Here is a 3089-nt window from a genome sequence, read left to right on the forward strand (position 1 = left end):
TCGTTGACCGCCGCGCGGCCGGCCCGGTTGGCCCCGATCGTGCTGGCCGAGGGGCCGTACCCGACCAGGTGAACCCGCGGGTCGGCGACCACCCGGGTGCCGTCCATCGTGATACCGCCGCCCGGCGCGCGCAGGCCCAGCGGGGCGAGATGGTCGATGGCCGCCCGGAAGCCGGTGCACCAGAGGATGACGTCCGCCGACACGTTCCGCCCATCCGCCCAGGCCACCCCGTCGGGTGTGATCCGGTCGAACACGGGTAGCCGGTCGAGGACGCCGCGCTCGCGCAGCCGGCGCACCTCGGGGGTGACCGGCAGCCCGGTCACGCCCACCACGCTTCCCGGTGGTCGGCCGGCCCGGACCGCCTCGTCCACCCGGGCCACCGCGGCACGACCCAGTTCCGGGCCGAACTCCTCGTCGGGGACCGACGGCGGCCGGCGGGTCACCCAGGTGGTGGCCGCCGCGACGGTGGAGACCTCACCGAGCAGTTGCACGGCCGAGGTGCCGCCGCCGACGACCACCACGCGAAGGCCGGTGAACTCGGCCGGCCCCCGATAGTCGGCGGTGTGCAGCTGCCGTCCCCGAAACGTCGACCGGCCCGGGTAGTGCGGCCAGAACGGCCGCGTCCAGGTGCCGGTGGCGTTGATCAGGGCTCGGGCGGTCCAGGTGCCCCGGTCGGTGTGCACGTCCAGTCGTCCGTCGGGGCGGGAGCGCACCGCCCGGACCCGTACCGGCCGCCGCACCGGCAGGTCGAAGGTCCTCTCGTACGCGGCGAAGTAGGCGCTGACCTGCTCGGCGGCCGGGCGGTGCGGATCGGCGGGTGGGAGCGGCAGGCCGGGCAGGTCGTGGAAGCCGTGCACCCTGTCGAAGACCAGCGTCGGCCAGCGGTGCTGCCACGCGCCGCCGGGCCCGTTGTCGGCGTCGAGGATGACGAAGCCACTGCCGGGGGCGAAACCGGTGCGGTGCAGGTGGTAGCCGGCGCTCAGACCGGCCTGGCCGGCGCCGATCACCACGACGTCCGCGGAGAGGGTGTCCACACGGGGTACAACAGCCCGGTTGTCGGGACTGTGCCCGCCGTCGGCCGTCGCGCCGGTCACAGCCGGCCATTCCGGCGTCGACCACCCGACCGGCACTTACGCTGAGCGAATGAGCGACTTCCGTCGGTACGCGGCCGAACTCCTCGGCACCCTGCTGCTGGTGTTCTTCGGCGTGGGCAGCGCGGTCGCCGCCCGGGTCCAGGGCGGCGTGGTGGTGGTGGCGCTGGCCTTCGGGTTCGTGATGGTGGCCCTGGTCTACACGATCGGCCCACTCTCCGGCAGCCACGTCAACCCGGCGGTGACGCTCGGTGTGCTGCTCTCCGGAAAGATCTCGGTGCTCGGGGCGGTGGCGTACTGGATCGCGCAGTTCGTCGGCGCGACCATCGCGGCCTTCGTGCTGTGGGCGCTCACCCGATGGGGTGACGTCGCGGACCAGACCGGAGCCCTGGGCGCGAACGGCTACGGCGCGCACATCAACCGGGGCGGCGCTGCCGTGCTGGAGGTCGTACTGACCTTCCTCTTCGTGCTGGTGGTGCTGGTGGTGACGAGTCGGAGCGAGAATCCGGGCACCGCCGGACTGGCCATCGGGCTGGCGCTGGCCGCCACCCAACTGGTGGGCGTGACGCTCACCGGTGCGGCCGTCAACCCGGCCCGCGCGTTCGGCCCGGCGGTCTTCGAGGGCGGCGTGGCGCTGCGGCAACTCTGGGTGTTCATCGTCTTCCCGCTGCTCGGCGGGGCGCTCGCGGCGCTGGTCGCACCACTGCTGATGGGGGCGCAGCGGCACTACTGGGGTGGTCACGAGAAATCGGTCGGCGAGCCGAAATAGGCAGGTACGGCAATATCTTTCGCCCGGGGACCTTTTCCGGCGAATATCTCCGTGGCAGCATCAGCACATGCATCGTCGTCACTTTCCCCGGGCCCTCGCGCTGCTGGCGCTGGTCGCCACCGCGGCCACCGCCGCCGCGCCCGGCGCCACAGCCGAGTCGCCCACCCCCGCGACGACCCAGCTGCGCGCCACCATCGACACGATCCTCGCCGACAGCCGGCTGAGCGGCGCGCAGGCCTCGGTGGTCGTGATCGACACCAGCACGGGGCAGACGCTCTACGACCGCAACGGCGACCGCCGGCTGATTCCGGCGTCCAACACCAAGCTGCTGACCTCGACCGCGGCCCTTGAGCTGCTCGGCCCCGGCCACCGCTTCACCACCGACGTCCGCGCCAGCGGCAAGCGTCGCGCGGGCCTGCTCTCCGGCAACCTCTACCTGCACGGCGGAGGCGACCCGACAATGCTCGCCGCCGACTACGACGCGCTCGCCGCGCAGGTCGCCGCCGACGGCGTACGGGTGGTCACCGGCAACCTGGTCGCCGACGACACCCGCTACGACAGCACCCGGCTCGGCCCCGACTGGACCTGGGACGACGAGCCCTACTACTACGCCGCCCCGGTCTCCGCGCTGACCGTCGCCCCGGACACCGACTACGACGCGGGCACGGTGATCGTGCACGCCGCGCCGGCCGACCGGGCCGGCGCCCCGCCGGTGGTGACCACCACCCCCGCCACCGGTTACGTCCGGGTCGACAACCGCGCCGAGACGGTCAGCAGCGGCGAGACCTCCATCTCGATCGAGCGCGAACACGGTGGCAACACCGTCGTGGTGACCGGTCAGATCGCCCTCGGCGACGAGCCGGCCAGCGACTGGGTCACCGTCTGGGAACCCACCGGCTACGCGGCCGACGTGTTTCGGACGGCGCTGCACCGACACGGCGTCCGGGTGCTCGGCCGGACCGTGCTCGGCCAGCCCACCCCGGAGACGGCCGACCCGGTGGCGCGACACGACTCGATGAGCCTGGGCGAGCTGATGACACCGTTCCTCAAGCTCTCCAACAACGGGCACGCCGAGGTGTTGACCAAGGAGATCGGTCGGGTGCTCTCCGGCTCGGGAACGTGGACGGCCGGCCTCACCGCGATCAGCGAGTACGTCGCCGACACCGGGATGGAGGCCGACGTTTCCGCAGTGCTGCGTGAAGACCTTCTCGACGGTCCACTTCAGCAAC

3 protein-coding genes are annotated in these 3089 nt (G+C 72.6%); 2 read left to right on the top strand and 1 reads right to left on the bottom strand.

All coding sequences use genetic code 11. From position 1 onward, the window contains the following. Positions 1 to 1034 (bottom strand): NAD(P)-binding domain-containing protein (locus tag KBX53_RS27585; RefSeq protein WP_210862445.1); only part of this gene is annotated, 1034 nt, incomplete at its 3' end. Positions 1035 to 1143: 109 nt separating this feature from the next. Here KBX53_RS27585 and KBX53_RS27590 point away from each other — a divergent pair. Further along, positions 1144 to 1860: an MIP/aquaporin family protein gene (locus KBX53_RS27590; RefSeq protein WP_030331316.1), complete on the top strand. Its 717-nt coding sequence runs from the start codon at positions 1144 to 1146 to the stop codon at positions 1858 to 1860. 67 nt (positions 1861 to 1927) lie between these two features. Continuing rightward, positions 1928 to 3089: D-alanyl-D-alanine carboxypeptidase/D-alanyl-D-alanine-endopeptidase (gene dacB, locus KBX53_RS27595; protein WP_210862446.1), on the top strand; the 1162-nt coding region annotated here is incomplete at its 3' end.

It is taken from the genome of Micromonospora sp. M51 (assembly GCF_018070305.1).
Taxonomy (GTDB): domain Bacteria; phylum Actinomycetota; class Actinomycetes; order Mycobacteriales; family Micromonosporaceae; genus Micromonospora; species Micromonospora parva.